This window comes from Pseudomonas sp. NPDC090208, assembly GCF_044746785.1.
Classification (GTDB): domain Bacteria; phylum Pseudomonadota; class Gammaproteobacteria; order Pseudomonadales; family Pseudomonadaceae; genus Aquipseudomonas.
In genome coordinates this window covers 27,052-41,896 of the sequence record NZ_JBIVCU010000023.1, presented here as the reverse complement: position 1 = coordinate 41,896, position 14,845 = coordinate 27,052, and the positions used below count along the sequence as shown (strand labels likewise).

At 63.5% G+C, this 14,845-nt stretch carries 14 protein-coding genes; 8 read left to right on the top strand and 6 right to left on the bottom strand.

Annotated features, from left to right (window positions below; all coding sequences use genetic code 11):
• Positions 1 to 204: 204 nt before the first annotated feature.
• Together atzF and ACIPL0_RS27770 are read left to right on the top strand one after the other, a co-directional pair.
• Positions 205 to 2,019, top strand: coding sequence for an allophanate hydrolase (gene atzF, locus ACIPL0_RS27775; RefSeq protein WP_400599436.1), 1,815 nt, complete (start codon positions 205 to 207; stop codon positions 2,017 to 2,019).
• A gap of 14 nt (positions 2,020 to 2,033) precedes the next feature.
• Entirely contained in the window at positions 2,034 to 2,747 is a 714-nt protein-coding gene (locus ACIPL0_RS27770) for a GntR family transcriptional regulator (RefSeq protein ID WP_400599434.1), read from the top strand.
• A gap of 26 nt (positions 2,748 to 2,773) precedes the next feature.
• On the opposite strand, the gene ACIPL0_RS27765 is transcribed toward ACIPL0_RS27770, so the two are convergent.
• A complete protein-coding gene (locus ACIPL0_RS27765) occupies positions 2,774 to 3,223 on the bottom strand; it encodes a MerR family transcriptional regulator (protein ID WP_400599433.1) in 450 nt (149 codons plus the stop codon).
• Between the two features lie 80 nt (positions 3,224 to 3,303).
• On the opposite strand from ACIPL0_RS27765, the gene ACIPL0_RS27760 reads away from it, so the two are divergent.
• A complete protein-coding gene (locus ACIPL0_RS27760; protein ID WP_400599432.1) occupies positions 3,304 to 4,539 on the top strand; it encodes an NADH:flavin oxidoreductase/NADH oxidase family protein in 1,236 nt (411 codons plus the stop codon).
• Between the two features lie 3 nt (positions 4,540 to 4,542).
• On the opposite strand, the gene ACIPL0_RS27755 is transcribed toward ACIPL0_RS27760, so the two are convergent.
• Positions 4,543 to 4,779, bottom strand: coding sequence for a DUF2790 domain-containing protein (locus ACIPL0_RS27755; protein ID WP_400599430.1), 237 nt, complete (start codon positions 4,777 to 4,779; stop codon positions 4,543 to 4,545).
• Between the two features lie 354 nt (positions 4,780 to 5,133).
• Here ACIPL0_RS27755 and ACIPL0_RS27750 point away from each other — a divergent pair, with 354 nt between their 5' ends.
• Positions 5,134 to 6,123, top strand: coding sequence for a quinone oxidoreductase family protein (locus ACIPL0_RS27750; RefSeq protein WP_400599428.1), 990 nt, complete (start codon positions 5,134 to 5,136; stop codon positions 6,121 to 6,123).
• Positions 6,124 to 7,358: 1,235 nt separating this feature from the next.
• Here the strand turns inward: ACIPL0_RS27750 and ACIPL0_RS27745 are convergent.
• A complete protein-coding gene (locus ACIPL0_RS27745; RefSeq protein WP_400602897.1) occupies positions 7,359 to 8,570 on the bottom strand; it encodes a CynX/NimT family MFS transporter in 1,212 nt (403 codons plus the stop codon).
• Between the two features lie 159 nt (positions 8,571 to 8,729).
• On the opposite strand from ACIPL0_RS27745, the gene ACIPL0_RS27740 reads away from it, so the two are divergent.
• From ACIPL0_RS27740 to ACIPL0_RS27730, 3 genes are all read left to right on the top strand, one after another.
• Positions 8,730 to 9,539, top strand: a complete 810-nt coding sequence (locus ACIPL0_RS27740) for an AraC family transcriptional regulator (RefSeq protein WP_400602899.1) — start codon at positions 8,730 to 8,732, stop codon at positions 9,537 to 9,539.
• 201 nt (positions 9,540 to 9,740) lie between these two features.
• The gene (locus ACIPL0_RS27735) at positions 9,741 to 10,250 is read left to right on the top strand and encodes a cytochrome P460 family protein (protein WP_400602901.1); all 510 of its coding nucleotides are present in this window, start codon (positions 9,741 to 9,743) and stop codon (positions 10,248 to 10,250) included.
• A gap of 109 nt (positions 10,251 to 10,359) precedes the next feature.
• The gene (locus tag ACIPL0_RS27730) at positions 10,360 to 10,563 is read left to right on the top strand and encodes a YbdD/YjiX family protein (protein WP_400602903.1); all 204 of its coding nucleotides are present in this window, start codon (positions 10,360 to 10,362) and stop codon (positions 10,561 to 10,563) included.
• Positions 10,564 to 11,312: 749 nt separating this feature from the next.
• On the opposite strand, the gene ACIPL0_RS27725 is transcribed toward ACIPL0_RS27730, so the two are convergent.
• Together ACIPL0_RS27725 and ACIPL0_RS27720 are read right to left on the bottom strand one after the other, a co-directional pair.
• Positions 11,313 to 12,197 (bottom strand): dihydrodipicolinate synthase family protein, encoded by an 885-nt coding sequence (locus tag ACIPL0_RS27725; RefSeq protein ID WP_400602904.1) that lies wholly within the window; start codon positions 12,195 to 12,197, stop codon positions 11,313 to 11,315.
• Positions 12,198 to 12,225: 28 nt separating this feature from the next.
• Positions 12,226 to 13,008, bottom strand: a complete 783-nt coding sequence (locus tag ACIPL0_RS27720; RefSeq protein WP_400731632.1) for an aldolase — start codon at positions 13,006 to 13,008, stop codon at positions 12,226 to 12,228.
• 147 nt (positions 13,009 to 13,155) lie between these two features.
• On the opposite strand from ACIPL0_RS27720, the gene ACIPL0_RS27715 reads away from it, so the two are divergent.
• A complete protein-coding gene (locus ACIPL0_RS27715; RefSeq protein ID WP_400602908.1) occupies positions 13,156 to 13,713 on the top strand; it encodes a helix-turn-helix domain-containing protein in 558 nt (185 codons plus the stop codon).
• 22 nt (positions 13,714 to 13,735) lie between these two features.
• On the opposite strand, the gene ACIPL0_RS27710 is transcribed toward ACIPL0_RS27715, so the two are convergent.
• The gene (locus tag ACIPL0_RS27710) at positions 13,736 to 14,683 is read right to left on the bottom strand and encodes an NAD(P)-dependent oxidoreductase (protein ID WP_400602910.1); all 948 of its coding nucleotides are present in this window, start codon (positions 14,681 to 14,683) and stop codon (positions 13,736 to 13,738) included.
• Between the last annotated feature and the right edge of the window lie 162 nt (positions 14,684 to 14,845).

The window sequence follows — 14,845 nt, the reverse complement described above, 5'->3', positions numbered from 1 at the left end:
AAGCCACGCTCCCACAAAACTCCTGCCGTCGGCCAGAATCAAAATGACGCAGGCAAGGCACCAAAACCTTGCGCCCATGCTTCATTTGCGGGCATCGACTACCCGCCACATCCCCGATGCCCCCCGGTTTTCAGGGCCTTCACCGGTATGGTCCGACCTTTGCTTTGTGTGAATCCAAACTTGGATACAAGATGGAATCCCGCAATGCACAACGCCCAACACCCTTGCCTTGGCTGGACCGTTAACGAATGGCTCAGCGCCTATCAGTCCGCTGAACTGACCCCGGATGTGCTGCTGACGCTGCTGGCCCAATACCCGCAAAACGACCCTGCATGGATCGTCCGGGTCAGCCCGGCGCAACTGTTGGCCCAACTGGCGCAACTGCAAGAACGCCTGACCGCCGCCAATGGCGATATCGGCAAGCTGCCGCTGTACGGCGTGCCGTTCGCGATCAAGGACAACATCGACGCTGCCGGCTGGCCGACTACTGCTGCCTGCCCGGAATTTGCGTACACCGCCGAGTCCGACGCCACCGTGGTCGCGCAACTGCGTGCCGCCGGGGCGATTCTGATGGGCAAGACCAACCTCGATCAGTTCGCCACCGGTCTGGTCGGCACCCGTTCGCCCTACGGCGCGGTGCCCAACAGCTTCAACGCCGACTACGTCAGCGGCGGCTCCAGCTCCGGTTCGGCCTCGGTGGTCGCCCGCGGTCTGGTGGCGTTTTCCTTGGGCACCGACACCGCCGGCTCCGGGCGCGTACCGGCCGGTTTCAACAACATCGTCGGCCTGAAACCAAGCAAGGGCCGCCTGTCCAATACCGGTCTGGTGCCAGCCTGCCGCACCCTGGATTGCATTTCGATCTTCGCCCTCACCGTGGCGGACGCCGAAGCCGTGGCCGCCGTCGCCGAAGGGTATGACGCCAGCGACGCCTATTCTCGGCGCAACCCCGGCACCGCGCCGGTGGGCTTCCGTCAGGCGATCAAACTGGCCGTGCCGAGTCAGCCGGAATTCTTCGGCGACGTGCAGAATCAGGCCGTCTACGAGCAGGCCCTGCGCGCGCTGAAGGAAATGGGCGCCGACATCGTCCCTATCGACTTCGCACCGTTTCAAGCCCTGGCCGAGCAGCTGTACTACGGCTCCTGGGTCGCCGAACGCACGGTGGCACTGGCGCCGATGTTCGACAACAACGCGCAGGCCATCGAGCCGGTGGTGCGCGGTATCGTCGAAAAAGGCTTTGGCTACAGCGCCTGCGATGCCTATCGCGCCGAGTACCTGCGGGCGACGTTGAGCCGACAGATCAACGACGCGTTGGCTGGTTTCGACGCGCTGGTGGTACCGACCTCGGCGACCATTCGCACCCTTGCCGAGATGGCCGAAGAGCCGGTGCTCTACAACTCGCAGTTCGGCCTCTACACCAACTTCACCAACCTCGCCGATCTGTCGGCGTTGGCGCTGCCTGCCGGCCTGCGTGAAGACGGCCTGCCTGCCGGTATCACCCTGATTGCCCCCGCCTGGCACGATGCCGCGCTGGCGAGCTTCGGCAAGCGCTGGCAGGCGCAACTGGATTTGCCGCTGGGCGCAACCGGTCGTGGACTGCCCACCGTTCAAGCGGACAGACAACCGCACAACAGCGTACGGGTCGCCGTGGTCGGCGCGCACCTGACCGGCATGCCGCTGAACTTCCAGCTGACCAGCCGCGACGCGGTGTTCGTCGAACAGACCCTGACCGCCGCCGATTATCGCCTGTACGCCTTGCCCGGCACGGTGCCGCCGAAACCCGGTCTGGCCCGCAGCGCAGGCGGCGAATCGATCATCGTCGAGCTGTGGGACGTGCCGCTGGCGCACTTCGGCGAGTTCGTCGCGGAGATTCCGGCGCCGCTGGGCATCGGCAATCTGCAACTGGTCGATGGCCGCAGCGTCAAGGGCTTCATCTGCGAGCCCTGGGCACTGGCCGAAGCGACGGAGATCACCGCGTTCGGCGGCTGGCGTTCCTACATTGCCAGCCTGAAAAAAGCCTGAACCGGGAGCGCACCATGCAGATCGCCCATTCGCCGAAAAGCACCGAGCGCCCGGACAACCTCGTCGAGCGCATCTACCAACGGCTCAAGGACGACATCTTCGAATTTCGCCTGTTGCCGGGCGACCGCTTCAGCGAAAGCGAAGTCGCCGAGCGGGTCCAGGCCAGTCGCACGCCGGTGCGTCAGGCGCTGTACCGGCTGGAGCGCGAGGGCTATCTGCTGGTGCATTTTCGCAGCGGCTGGCAGGTGCGCGCCTTCGACTTCGAGTATTTCGAAGAGCTCTACGACCTGCGCATCGTGCTGGAGAGCGCGGCGCTGGAGCGGCTGGCGCAGATGGACCTCGATGCCAGCCCGGTAATGCAGGCGCTCAAGGCCACCTGGCAAATCGAGCCTGCGTACTGGCTGGAGGATGCGCAGCAGGTGTCGGCGCTGGATGAGCGTTTCCACTGCGCGCTGCTGGAGGCGGCGGGCAACGGTGAAATGGCGCGGGTGCACGGTGAGATCACCGAGAAGATCCGCATCATCCGCCGTCTGGATTTCACCGAGGCGCCGCGTATCGAAGCGACCTATCGCGAACACGCCGAAATACTGGACGCGATCTTTCAGCGACGCAGCGAACACGCCCGGCAATTGCTGAAAAGCCACATCGAACTGAGCAAGCAGGCGGTGCGCAGCATCACCTTGCACCGCTTGCATGTGGCTCGCCAGCGGCTGCAGCAGGGTAGCTGAACAGCAGCAGTTGAACTCGGCAGCGCTCAGTCGACGGCTTCGATCAGCGGCGTTTCGCTTGCAGCGCCTGTCTGGGCGGGTTTCATCGCCTTGAGCAGGCGCCGTGCGTTGTCGGCGCAGCCCATGCCTTCGGGGCGGTTCTCGATGCTGTCGATGGTCGCCAGCAACTGCGCCTTGCTCTGCTGCAGGCGCGTTTGCAACTCCTCGATTTCCGCCACTTTGCGCTTGAGCGCATCGAGCAACTGATCGTGCTGCCAGTCGTCCAGATCGGTCGGCAGCAGGTGGCGGATTTCTTCCAGGGTGAAACCGGCTTTTTGCGCCCGCAGAATGAGGATCAGGCTCAGCTCGGCCTGCTCCGAATACTCGCGATAGCCGTTGCCGCTGCGCTTGACGGCGCTGATCAGCCCTTCGGTTTCATAAAAGCGGATACGCGAGGCGGCAAGGCCGGTGCGTTTCGCCAGTTCTCCAATTCTCACGATTCACCTCTTGAAGGGGGCTTGACCTTAAAGTTGACTTTAAGCTTAGGGTGGCAGCCAGGTCAATTTGAGAGGTTGCGATGAACATTTTCGAATCGTTGGTGTTGCCCGGTGGCTCGCGCATCGGCAACCGTATCGCCAAGGCGGCGATGGAAGAAAACATGGCCGATGCCGATCAGGCGCCGTCCGCCGAGCTGTTGCGGTTGTATCAGGCCTGGGCGGATGGCGGCGCCGGTTTGCTGATTTCAGGCAACGTGATGATCGACGGCCGCGCCATGACCGGCCCCGGCGGCGTGGTGCTGGAAGATGATCATCATCTGCAACGTTTCCAGCAATGGGCCCGGGTTGGCCGCTCGCGGGGCGCGCAGTTCTGGTTGCAGATCAACCATCCTGGCCGGCAGATGCAGGCCAATCTCGGTCAGCCGACCTGGGCGCCGTCGGCGGTGCCGATGGCATTGGGCTCGATGTCGAAAATGTTCGATACGCCACGGGAAATGACCGAGGAGGTCATCCTGGAGGTGATCCGCCGTTTCGCCCACACTGCGCAACTGGCCGAGCAGGCCGGTTTCAGCGGCGTGCAGATCCACGCGGCCCACGGCTACCTGCTCAGCCAGTTCCTCTCGCCACTGAGCAACAAACGCAACGACGCCTGGGGCGGTCCGCTGGAAAACCGTGCCCGTCTGTTGCTGGAGGTGATCAAGGCCGTGCGCGCCGTGGTGTCGCCGCAATTCGTGGTGGCGGTCAAGCTCAACTCGGCCGACTTCCAGCGTGGCGGCTTCAGCCCGGACGAAGCGAAACAGGTGGTGCTGTGGCTCAACGAGCAGGCGGTGGACTTGGTCGAACTGTCCGGCGGCAGCTACGAAGCGCCGGCCATGCAGGGCCAGTCCCGCGACGACCGCACACTGGCGCGGGAAGCCTATTTCCTCGAATTCGCCCGTGAGATCCGCCAAGTGGCGAAGATGCCGCTGATGCTCACCGGCGGTATTCGCCGACGCAGCGTCGCCGAACAGGTGGTTGCCGAAGGCGTCGACATGGTCGGCATGGGCACCGCGTTGGCCCTCGAACCGGACCTGCCTCGGCACTGGCGCGAAGCCCGGCCACAAGTGCCGGAACTGCCGCCGATCACCTGGAAAAACAAGGCGCTGGCCTCGGTGGCGAACATGGCAGTGGTCAAGTACCAGCTGCGCCGGCTGAGCAAGGGGCGGACGTCGATACCGTCGGTGTCACCGTTCAAGGCGCTGCTGCTGCAACAGCTGGCGATGGCTGTGCGCACGCGCCGTTATCGTCGTTGGGTCAGCGCCCGCAAGGCGGCGTGACGATCAGCCGTTCTGGTTGTGGCAGTTGTCTTCGGCGGTCAGGTAGTCGAGCACGTGGCGCTCGCCTTTGGCGTCCAGGTAGGTGAGGTGATTGCTGACCAGGCCGCAGACGTCGGTCGCTTCGTGGCTGGACGACAGCACTTTCTGGATGTCCGGCTGCGCGGCTTCGGCGCGGGCGGCGAAGGTGCAGACGTTCAGGGCGGCGAACAGCAGGGCGGCGAAAGTCAGTTTCGAGTTCATGTCAGGCTCCTCAAGGTTGGGCAAAGATGGTCTTCGGTGGAGGCGTCTGTGTGTTGCCTCGATGGAAGCCATTTGAACCTTGCGAGGTATCCCTGATGTGTCGGCGCAACCCCCCGGCTGCATCGCTACGTGTCGCTGTCGGGTGCAGATACACAGCGATACATATCCCCGCGAAATGGCCATCGGCGAGGGTGCGGGTGAAAGCTGCCAGTACTTTGTAAGCCACTGTATCGACGACGCTTTCTGCTACATCCAGACGCAAAACCGGGCGTCGCCGGACATCGCGCAGATACATCGGTTTTCCACCATCCCGCGACAGGGGTCGTATCCGGCCCGTTATCCACGGGAGAGGTTATGAAAGCCGTAGTGATGCGTTCGTTTGGAGGGCCAGAGGTCATGGCCGTGGAAGATGTCCGGCTGGCCGAACCAGGGCCGGGGGAGGCGCTGGTGCAGGTGATGGCGGCCGGGGTGAACTTCATGGACACCGGTGTGCGCCGGGGAATCCCGGGTCAGCCCACCTTGCCGATGACACCCGGCGTTGAAGGGGCAGGGGTGGTACAGGCGGTCGGCGCCGGCGTGGTGGACGTGCGCCCCGGTGACCGGGTGGCCTGGTATTACATCGGCGGCAGCTACGCGAAACAGCTGGTGGCGCCGGTCAGCCAACTGGTGCCGCTGCCCGAGCCGATCAGCTTCGACCAGGCTGCCAGCCTGATGATGCAGGGTTTGACGGCGAGCAATCTGGTCTCCGACGTTTACGCGATCAAACCCGGTGACGTTGCGCTGGTGCATGCCGCGGCCGGCGGGGTGGGGTTACTGCTGGTGCAGATGATCAAACGCCTCGGCGGCAAGGTGATCGGACGGGTGTCCCATGCCGACAAGGTCGACGTGGTGCTACAGGCTGGCGCCGATTATGCGGTCATCGGCCGCGCCGGCAACATCGCCGGGCAGGTCCTGCGCCTGACCGAAGGACGCCTGCTGGACGTGGTTTACGACGGCACCGGGGCTGAAGGGTTTGAAGAATCGGTGCGCCTGCTCGAACACTTCGGCACGCTGGCGCTGTACGGCCCGCTGATGGACCCGATTGCCCCTGTCGACATTTTCAGCCTGCCGCGCAGCATCAAACTGACCTACCCGGTGGTCATGCACCACGTCCGCACCCGCGAAGCGCTGCTCGAACGCTCCCGCCAACTGTTCGACGCCGTGACCGCCGGCCAACTGCGCACCACCATAGGCAAACGCTACCCCCTGTCCCAAGCCGCCCAGGCCCACCGCGACCTGGAATCGCGCAACAGCACTGGCAAACTGATCATTCGCCCGCAGGCGGATGAGCGTGTGGTGGTTTGAAGCCATGCCGGTGTTTGGGCGTGAGTGTGGTGCGTCAGACGGCACGGCGCTGTCCGGGCTGACGCCTTCGCGAGCAGGGCTCCCTCCCACGGATGTGTGGTGTTTGGTGAGTCTTGGTCAGCCATCACAATCTGCAAAGCCAACACAAAACCCTGTGGGAGGGATCCGAGGTTACGAGGGTCGCGAAGGCGGTCTGCCTGATCCACCGCATTCGTCGGCAGCCAACTCCCACGGCCTTTGGCCAGAAGCAGGAGCGCAGGTGTTCGCCGATCCGTAGCAGCCCGGCTTGCCGGCGGTAGCGATCCCAAGGACATACCGCCGGCAAGCCGGACTGCTACGGAGGGTGTGAAACACAAGGCGGGGATTACCACACATCTATGTGGGAGGGAGCTCTGCTCGCGATAGCGGTGGGTCAGTCAGCACAGCATTGGCAGCGCTGACGCCATCGCGAGCAGAGCTCCCTCCCACGGATGTGTGGTGTTTGTGGTATCTCGGCACGGCAGTGCAATCTGCAGAGCAGCCGCCAAATCCTGTGGGAGGGATCCGAGGTTACGAGGGTCGCGAAGGCGATTTGCCTGATCCACCGCATTCGTCGGCAAGCCAACTCCCACGGCCTTTGGCCAGAATCAAAAGCGCTGATGTTCGCCGATTCGTAGCAGTCCGGCTTGCCGGCGGTGGCGATTTCAAGAGCGCCTTCGCGGGCGAGCCCGCTCCCACAGGGAGTGTGTGTTTCGCCAGCTTTTGATCTGGCTTTTGATTTGGCTTTTGATTTTTGGGGCCCCGTCCCAGAAGGCCGAACGCAGGTGATGCGCAGTGGGCCGAGCGACAGGATGTCGCGAGAGCCGCGTGGGCCATGGATGGCCCATTCGCGGCGGGCCCACGGAGCATTGCCGGAGTGCGGGTATGCCGAGCCTAGGCGAGGCACCGTATGGCGGGGATAAGAGCCCTTGGTTACTTGGGGCTTTTCCAAGTAACTCGCCGCCAGGCGAAACAGGCTGCGTTAGCAGACTCGGCGGAATAACAGAAACACCGCGTGCGCGGGTTTTACGACGACTTTGTCGCCGGTCGCAGGACAAGCCAGCTCCTACAAGAGTCCGCGTAACTCGCCGTCAGGCGAAACAAGGCTGCGTTAGCAGCTAAAGCGTCAGGCCAGACACACCGCGTGCGCAGGTTTTACGACGACTTCGTCGCCGCTCGCAGGGCAAGCCAGCTCCTACAATCAGCAGCCAAGGCGATCACCCCACCGCCACCTGCCGATACGCCTCCCGCGCCGGCTTGAGCAGCGGGGTGATGCACAGCATCAACACCAGCACCGCAAACAACATTTCATACGCTGGCGCATAACTCCCGCTGACATCCCGCAAGGCACCAAAACCGAGTGGGCCGAGCGCCGCGACCAGGTAGCCGACGAACAGCGTGAACACCGTCCACGCCCCGGCCTGTTCAGGCGAGCCGGCATTGTCCAGCGGCAGCGTCATGCTCAAGGTAAAGCTCATGCCCAGACCCACCGCAGCCAACACTACATACACAATCGGCGCCACGAACGGCGCGAACGCCAGCCCGGCAATGCCCAGCGTTGCCAAGGCGGTGGACACCGCCAACAGACCGCGACGGTCATCCGCCTTGCCGGGCAGCATGCCTGCCCCGACGCTGGCTACCGCGAACACCGCCGTGAACAGCCCCAGCAGAATCCCCGGCGGCAAGGTACTCATCGCCGTTTCGATGGCCGACGGCGCGAGCCAGGCAAACAACGCATAGACCACGAACTGACTGGCGCCGAAGTTGATCGCCACCAGCCATGCCTGCGGGTTGCCCCACGGCAGCGCAGCGCGAGGTGCCGCGGCCTTCGCCGGGGTGGTCGTTCTGGCAAAGCGGCGGGCCATCCACAGCCAGCTGACGATGGCCGTCACGCACAGCACCGCCCAGATCCCGGCACCGACGCGCCAGTCCTGGGTCAGCTCGGTAATCGGTGCGGTAAACACCGCCGCCAGGGTCGCACCGCCACTCAGGCCGGCGGCATAGATGCCCATGAAAAACGCCGCCTTGTGCGGGAAGTGCGCCTTGATCCAGCCGCCGATCAGCGCCCCGGCAATGGCGATGCCGACGCTGACCAGAAAAGTGCTGCCCAGCAGAAACAACGGCCCCTGGGACAGCGCCCGCAGCAGCGTTGCCACGCCCAGCAGGCTCAATGCCGCCACCACGCAACGGTCGGTGCCGAAGCGTCGGGTCAGGTTCGGCGCCAGCAGGGCCAGCACACCCATGCAGACGTCCGGAATCGACGTCAGCAGCGCCGCCTGGGTGAAGCTCAGTTGGAAGTGCTGTTGAATCAGTAACAGGATCGGCCCGATGGAGACGATGGCCGGACGCAAGGCGATGGAAAGGACCAGCAGGCCGATCACGGCGGCCACGCTGTGTTTGCTGTCGAGCGCAATACGGGAGTCAGTCATGGGGCAAGCCCTCGGTGAGTGAACGAATTGAGGGCGATGCTAACAACGCGTCAGAAATGGCAAATGCCAGATTTTGTCGAGAAAGTGACAAATCTGCTTGACGGCCCGCGCCAATCACGGCGACATGGCAACTGCCGCCCGCCCGACGCCGGATTGCCCATGAGCCGAACCCATAAAGCCGCAGCCGACCCACAGACGGCCCGTAGCATCGATTACCAGGATTATCAGAGCGTGCAGCGCCTGATGACCGTGCTGGTGCGTGATCAGCAGACCGGCGAATACAACGAACCGCACACCCACCGTCACGGCCAACTGCTGTACGCCGCCAGTGGGGTGATGCGCGCCGCCACGCCGCAAGGACTATGGCTGTTGCCGCCACGGCGGGGTCTGTGGATACCGCCGGGGGTGGTGCATGACCAGTTGATGCTCAGCCCGGTGCAGATGCGTTCGGTGTATGTCGAGCCCGAGGCGGCGAGCGCCATGGGCGACAGCTGCAAGGTGGTGGAGGTATCGGTGCTGCTGCGCGAGCTGATCCTGGCGCTGGCCGGGCAGCCCATCGAATACGCCGCAGAAGGGCGCAACGCGCACATCGTCGCGTTGCTGCTCAGCGAGCTGGAAGCCTCGCGTACCTTGCCCCTGCAGATTCCCTGGCCCACCGACCGACGCTTGCTGGGCGTCTGCGAGGCGATTCTGCAGATCCCGGAAAACGCCCGTACCGTCGAGTTCTGGGCCGATCACATCGGCGCCAGCTCGCGCACGTTCATTCGCCTGTTCATCAAGGAAACCGGGCTGACCTTTCGCCACTGGGTGCAGCAGGTGCGGCTGGCCACGGCCATCGATCGACTGGAACAGGGGCAGGCGGTGGGGCGCATCGCCCGTGAACTGGGGTATGCCAGCCAGAGCGCATTCAGCGCAATGTTCCGGCGGGTGATGGGCGAGTCGCCGAGGGACTTTTTGCAGCACAAGTAGGTGTCGACTCAAACACGCGTCGGCCCACGTCGGCAGCAGCACAGATAATGCCTGCCGTGGTTGGGATTTTTGTATGCCAACGTATCCACTCCCGGCAACGCTACACAACGATGCAAATCGGCCGCTTTTCGAGACACCGGCGATACATGGCCTGCTTAACGTGGAGGCTCATTCCGCCGCTATCAGAAAAGGAGGCCGCTCATGCAGTGGGCCCGTACCGGTTTACTTGCCACCCTGATCAGTACCGCCGCACTGGGTGGCGCTGCCGCCGTGTTTGCCGATGAGGCACCTTCCAAAGCGTCGCCGATCTATGGCGTGACCATCCCCGACGGTTACCGTCAGTGGCAGTTCATCGCCCCGGCCACCGAAGGCGCGCCGCTCAACGAGATCCGCGCGGTACTGGGCAACGACATCGCGATCAAGGCTTACAAGGAAGGCACGCTGCCGTTTCCCGACGGCACCATCCTGACCAAGCTGGCGTGGAAGCACGTACAGTCGCCGGAATTCGATCCGGCGGGGATTCCGGGCGCGGCCACCACCGTGCAGTTCATGGTCAAGGATTCGGTCAAGTACAAGGACTCCGGCGGCTGGGGCTTCGGTCGTTTCGTCAACGGCCAGCCGGTCGACGAGAAGCAGCACCAGACCTGCCTTGGCTGCCATTCGGCGCGGGTGAAGGACCACGACCTGGTGTTCACTCGCTGGGCGCCGTGAAGCAGGTCTGCTCCGTAAAAATAAAGCGCATCTGATCGGCGACGCCTGCAAGCGGGCGGCGCAGGATCGGGTGCACACTGTCTTCAATCTTCCATACAGAGCAACGCCCATGTCCGATAACAAAACGAAGGGTGGTATCCAGTGGTTCCGGCAGATCGCGCGCCTGATGGTGGGCATGCCGGACTACGAAAATTACGTGGCCCTGCGCAAGGCCAACCATCCTGACGAACCGGTGATGAGCTATCAGGAATTCTTCCGCGAGCGGCAAGAGGCGCGCTACGGCAAGCGCCAGTGCAATACGCGCTGCTGCTGAACGCGTCATGGAAAAAAGCCCGGCGAACATGCCGGGCTTTTTTTGCTGCCAAGTCCCTGTAGGAGCGCGCTTGCCCGCGATCGGCGAGGGACTCGTCGTAAAACCTGCGCATGCGGTCTGTCTGATTCACCGCTATGTCTGCTAACGCAGCCGTTGTTTCGCCTTCGGCGAGTTACTTGGAAAAGCCCCCCTTTCTGTTTCAAAAGGCAGCCAAAGGCCTTTGCTCCTGGTTGGGCCCGACTGCGTCGGGTTCCCGCACTCCGACGACGCTCCGTGGGCCCGCCGTGAAGGGCCATCCATGACCCAGCACGGCTCTCGCGGCATCTATGCCGCTCGACCCACTCCACGTCGCCTGCGTTTGGCCTGCACCCAAGTCGCGATTTGTGTCGCCTGGGAAATCGCGCAGGAAAATCAACGGCAGAAACGATGCACGCGGTCCCCTGTAGGAGCTGGCTTGTCCTGCGACCGACGAGGGACTCGTCGTAAAACCTGTGCATGCGGTCTGTCTGACTCACTGCGTTCGCCGGATTTGCTGCCGCTTCGCGGCAGGTCGCAGGACAAGCCAGCTCCTACAGGTGCGTGGTGTGTCCGCAATGTCATGACCACACCAAATCCGTGGGAGATGTGATGTTTGCAGGCAACTTCGCAGCGTCTGGCTCGCCGCGGCTCTGTAGCAGTCCGGCTTGCCGGCGGTAGCGATCTCAATGATGCCAACGCCGGCAAGCCGGACTGCTACACAGATCACAGCGTTAAAGCAATTTCGCCAGCAACCGGATCAACTGCTCGCGCGCCTGATCGTCGATCGGCAGCACCGGCAGGCGTGGCTCGCCCACCTCCAGCCCGGTCAGGCCCAGGCCGGCCTTGATCGTCGCTGGCAGCCCGCCCTTGAGGATGAAATCCAGCACCGGCAACTGCCGATAGAACGACTCGCGGGCACCGGCCAGGTCGCCTTCCAGCACCGCGTGGTACAGGTCCAGGTTAAGTGCCGGAATCAGGTTCGGCGCCGCCGTGCACCAGCCTTTCGCCCCGGCGACGAACGCCTCCAGCGCCAGCGGGTTGCAGCCGTTGTAGAACGGCACTTGACCTTCGCCCTGCAGATACAGCTTGTGCATGCGCTGAATGTCGCCGGTACTTTCCTTGACCATGGTCACGTTGTCGACGCCGCGCACGATCTTCAGGATCAATTCCACCGACATGTCGATGCCGCTGGTGGCAGGGTTGTTGTAGAGCATGACCGGCGTGCCGATGCTGTCGCCGATGGTCTGGTAATGCTGGAAGATTTCCTTCTCGTTGAGCTTCCAGTACGACGCCGGCAGCAGCATCACCGCATCGGCGCCACGGGCTTCGGCAAAACGCGCGCGTTGCACGGCCTTGGCGGTGGTCAGGTCGGAGACGCTGACGATCACCGGCACGCGTTTGTTGACGTAAGCGGTGCTGAACTCGGCCACTTCCTGCCATTCGCTGTCGCTCAGGTAGGCGCCTTCGCCGGTACTGCCCAGCGGCGCGATGGCGTGTACGCCGCCGTCGATCAGGCGGTCGATGGATTTGCCCAGTGCAGCCAGATCGAGGCCTTTGCCGTCGGCGCTGAACGGGGTGATGGTGTAGCCGATGATGCCGTGGATTTCGGTGGACATGGGGCGTTCTCCAGAGACGGTGGGCGGGTCAGGCGAGGCAGTCGACGTGCTCGCGCAGGGTGCGGCGCACGTAATAGTTGAAGGCGGCCGCGTGGCGCTTTGGCCGGGAAATCCAGTCGTGGGCTTCGCTGCCGAGCTGCGGCGGAATCGGTTTGATTTCGCCGGCGGACATGGCCAGCAACTGCAACTTGGCGGCGCGTTCGATCAACACCGAAATCACGCAGGCTTCTTCCACGGTGCTGCCGGTGGACAGCTGGCCATGGTGGGAAAGCAGCACGGCACGCTTGTCGCCCAGCGCGGCGGAAATGATTTCGCCTTCCTCGTTGCCGACCGGCACGCCCGGCCAGTCCTTGAGAAACGCGCAGTCGTCATACAGCGGGCAGAGGTCCATGTGCGACACCGCCAGCGGTACTTCGAGCATCGACAGCGCGGCGATGTTCAGCGGGTGCGTGTGGATGATGCACTGCACGTCCGGGCGGGCGCGGTACACCCAAGTGTGGAAACGGTTGGCCGGATTGGGCATGCCATGGCCTTCCAGCACCTCAAGGTCTTCGTTGACCAGCAGCAGGTTGCTGGCGGTGATCTCGTCGAAGCCCAGGCCCAGTTGCTGGGTGTAGAAGGTGCCCGGTTGTTCGCCGCGCGCGGTGGTCTGCCCGGCCAGGCCCGAGTCATGGCCGTTGTCGAAGAGGATGCGGCAGGTCAGCGCCAGCTTTTGTCGACGGGTCCAGGTGTTGTCTTTTAACGTAGTATCCATCTGCGCGTTGGAGCGCGAGATCAGGTGGTCTTTCGAGAGTTCCAGTGTCGTGGCCATTGCAGGGTCCTCGGCAGAGTCGTTCAGTGGCAATCGTGCAGGTCGTGAGCTGACCTGCGGGGTTGTCTATGACACAAAACAATCCTAATGACACAAAGTGTCATTGGCAATGCATAATTTCGCCGTCTGACGGAAACGTTTTTATCCATGTCCATTCGTTTGAAGCTGCTGCGCAAGAAAATGGGGGTCACGCTCGAAGCGCTGGCCGAGCGTTCAGGGATGACCAAGAGCTACCTGTCCAAGGTCGAACGTGGTCTCAACACGCCGTCGATTGCCGCCGCCCTGAAACTGGCCAAGGCGCTGCACGTCAACGTCGAAGAGCTGTTCAGCGAAACCGAGGCGAACCTCGACAGCTACAGCCTGGTACGCCAGGACCAGCGTCATCTGCTGACCAACAGCGAGCAGGGTTCCAGCTACGCAGTGCTGGCCCATCAGGTCAGCGATCGCAATCTCTTGCCGTTCATGCTGTTTCCTCCGGCCGAATTCGCCGGCACCACGTTCAAGGAGCACGTCGGCGAAGAGTTTCTGTTCGTTCACGAAGGCCGGGTCGAGGTCGACTTCATGAACGAGCGGGTCATTCTGGAAAAGGGTGATGCGCTGCACTTCAACGCGCAGAAGCCCCACCGCTTGCGTTCGGTAGGCGAGGTGCAGGCGCAACTGCTGGTGGTCGTACACAGCGAACAGGATGCCGAGCACGACCACTGAGCACGATCGCTGAGTACGGCGCTTATCGGCGGTTGAGGCGCTCGGCGACTTCCGCCAGCACCGCCAGGTCCATGTCGCCCTCACCGTGGTCGACGGCCTCTTGCAGGTTGGCGCGGATCAGGTCGGCGCTGGGCATCTGCACCTCGACCTGCTGCGCGGCGGCGAGAATCAGGTCGACGTCCTTGAGCCCGAGCACGGCCTTGAACGCAGCGGGTTCATAGCGTCGTTCGCCGATCAGTGCGCCGTAACCGGAGTAGACGGGGCCGGTGAAGATGGTCGAGGACACCAGGTCCACCAGATCGGCGGACTTGAGTCCGTGGCGGGTGACCAGCACGGCCGCTTCGCTCATGGCTTCCACTGCTGACACCAGCAGGAAGTTGGTGGCCAGTTTCATGGCGTTGGCGGCCGAGGCTTTTTCGCCCAGGCGCCAGGTCTTGCGGCCGATCAGGTCGAGCAGCGGCTGGACCTTGTCGAGAGCTGCCTGCGGGCCGGCGGCGAGAATATTCAACTGCGCGGCGGCGGCGACGTTGGGGCGGCCCATGACCGGCGCGGCGATGTAGTCGATGCCCTGGGCCCGATGCAAGGCGGCCAGTTCATCGGCAAAAGTCACGGCGATGGTCGCCAGGTTGACGTGAATCAGCGGCGCCTTCAGTTGCCCGAGCAGGCCGGAATCCAGCAGCACCGCGCGCAGCGCCTTGTCGTCGGCGAGCATGCTGAACACCACATCGGCGGCGAAGGCCTGCGCCGGTTCGCTGACTGCGGTGGCACCCAGTTCGACCAGCGGCACGGTGGCCTGTGGCGAGCGGTTCCACACCAGCAGCTCGTGGTTGCCTTTCAACAGATTGCCGGCAATGGCCTGCCCCATGGCGCCAAGACCTAAAAAGCCGATTTTCATGCGGATGTTCTCCTGTGCCGATGAGGGTTGCGTGGCTACTCTAGCACCGTGATTCTTCAGTGGCGGTTGTACCAAGGTGTCAGCCGGGTGCAGCGCCTTTGCAGGAGCGCGCTTGCCCGTGATGGCGCCAACTCTGCCGACACGGATGTGCCTGAGCCACCGCCATCGCGAGCAGAGCTCACTCCTACAGTGAATTTGCGCCTGTAGCAGTCCGGCTTGCCGGCGGCAGCGGTTTCA

What these genes read in the sequence shown, in the direction of transcription:
- atzF (WP_400599436.1), top strand. Translation starts at nt 205, where the DNA reads ATGCACAACGCCCAACACCCTTGCCTTGGCTGGACCGTTAACGAATGG.
- ACIPL0_RS27770 (WP_400599434.1), top strand. Translation starts at nt 2,034, where the DNA reads ATGCAGATCGCCCATTCGCCGAAAAGCACCGAGCGCCCGGACAACCTC.
- ACIPL0_RS27760 (WP_400599432.1), top strand. Translation starts at nt 3,304, where the DNA reads ATGAACATTTTCGAATCGTTGGTGTTGCCCGGTGGCTCGCGCATCGGC.
- ACIPL0_RS27755 (WP_400599430.1), bottom strand. Translation starts at nt 4,779, where the DNA reads ATGAACTCGAAACTGACTTTCGCCGCCCTGCTGTTCGCCGCCCTGAAC.
- ACIPL0_RS27750 (WP_400599428.1), top strand. Translation starts at nt 5,134, where the DNA reads ATGAAAGCCGTAGTGATGCGTTCGTTTGGAGGGCCAGAGGTCATGGCC.
- ACIPL0_RS27745 (WP_400602897.1), bottom strand. Translation starts at nt 8,570, where the DNA reads ATGACTGACTCCCGTATTGCGCTCGACAGCAAACACAGCGTGGCCGCC.
- ACIPL0_RS27740 (WP_400602899.1), top strand. Translation starts at nt 8,730, where the DNA reads ATGAGCCGAACCCATAAAGCCGCAGCCGACCCACAGACGGCCCGTAGC.
- ACIPL0_RS27735 (WP_400602901.1), top strand. Translation starts at nt 9,741, where the DNA reads ATGCAGTGGGCCCGTACCGGTTTACTTGCCACCCTGATCAGTACCGCC.
- ACIPL0_RS27730 (WP_400602903.1), top strand. Translation starts at nt 10,360, where the DNA reads ATGTCCGATAACAAAACGAAGGGTGGTATCCAGTGGTTCCGGCAGATC.
- ACIPL0_RS27725 (WP_400602904.1), bottom strand. Translation starts at nt 12,197, where the DNA reads ATGTCCACCGAAATCCACGGCATCATCGGCTACACCATCACCCCGTTC.
- ACIPL0_RS27720 (WP_400731632.1), bottom strand. Translation starts at nt 13,008, where the DNA reads ATGGCCACGACACTGGAACTCTCGAAAGACCACCTGATCTCGCGCTCC.
- ACIPL0_RS27715 (WP_400602908.1), top strand. Translation starts at nt 13,156, where the DNA reads ATGTCCATTCGTTTGAAGCTGCTGCGCAAGAAAATGGGGGTCACGCTC.